The sequence below is a fragment of the Shewanella sp. SG44-2 genome (genome assembly GCF_014164215.1).
GTDB classification, from domain to species: domain Bacteria; phylum Pseudomonadota; class Gammaproteobacteria; order Enterobacterales; family Shewanellaceae; genus Shewanella; species Shewanella frigidimarina.
Genome location: NZ_JACJEU010000069.1, coordinates 1 through 1259 on the forward strand (window position 1 = coordinate 1; position 1259 = coordinate 1259).

Annotated in this window: 1 protein-coding gene and 1 pseudogene; both read left to right on the forward strand. The window is 37.3% G+C overall.

All coding sequences use genetic code 11. The features are described from left to right. The first annotated feature begins 109 nt into the window (after positions 1-109). Positions 110-517 carry a hypothetical protein gene (locus H5181_RS20265; protein WP_259397097.1) on the forward strand — a complete coding sequence of 136 codons (408 nt, stop codon included), beginning with the start codon at positions 110-112 and terminating at the stop codon, positions 515-517. Between the two features lie 616 nt (positions 518-1133). Beyond that, positions 1134-1259 (forward strand): annotated as a pseudogene (locus H5181_RS20270) (hypothetical protein); the annotation flags it as partial.

The following is a 1259-nucleotide window of genomic DNA, read 5'->3' on the forward strand; positions in this document are numbered from 1 at the left end:
TCATGGCATTTACTCGTGGTAATTTTTGTTTGGCGATAAATTTGATCACCAAATGCCATGAATGTTCCCACCTAATTTAAAATATCTTATTGTTCCTGTTTGTTATTTCATGGGGATTCGTCAGACTCAAACCCCTTTTGATATCAGCAAACTCGATATTTTACCAAAGGTAGGTATTGTTTATAACTATGCTAATGCTAATGCTAGTGATTTACCTGCTAAAGCTATGGTTGAAGCGGAGTTTGATGGCATTATTAGTGCGGGTGTAGGTAACGGCAACATTTATCACTCTGTATTCGATACACTCATTAAGGCGAGCAAAAAAGGCATATTGGTTGTCCGCTCTAGCCGTGTACCGACCGGTGCAACTACTCTAGATGCTGAAATAGACGATGCCAAATATGGCTTTGTTGCTGCTGGTAATCTGAATCCACAAAAAGCTCGTATACTGTTGATGTTATCGTTAACTCAAAGTAAAGATCCTCAACAAATCCAGCGTTGGTTCCAGCAGTTTTAGGTACTAGCTGAGGCACAAAACACTAGATTAAATCTACATTTTTATGAAGCCAGTAGTCACCCCTACTGGCTTTTTTTATGCACTTTATTCTAGTTATAGCGTCTATCTTCCTAATAAAAATGACATAACACTCTCTACAATATACTATGCCTGTAGTGCAGCAGTCTTAATAGTCAGTAACCTAGTTAGTACACCTTGGTTAACGCTATTTATAAAGTATTTTATTAGGGCTCCTCCCAAAAAAACTTTACGGAACAAGCCTAAGTAACAATTAAGAAACATTAATCTGAACAGGGTAATCTATTAAAGTGCTCGAGGGGATACTGGTGGGCAACGATTATCTGAATATACTTATACTCATTGTCTACATGGGTAAAAAGATGAGAGTGTGATTGGCAGTGTTCATCGTGATATTTATTAAGAGATAAAACAAAAGTTGTATTTAACTAAGCGTTAACTACAACTTATGTATGGTTTTAATAGATGGTTAAAGTTGTCTTTGACTTTAAACGTCATTACGCGAATTAAGTTTTAATACTAAAGGTTAAAGGTTTCTATCAGGTGTCGTCAATTAAAAAAGATGAGTCGGTTACTTCTCCTTTTACCAATGCATAAAATATGCCAAGATGATGGCGCTTCGTTATTGGCAGATGCTAGCAGTGAGTACGACTTATCGAAAGTCAGTGTGCAGCGCTTTAACGGCGTGCACCCAGCTGGATTAGTCGGTACTCACATTCATTTC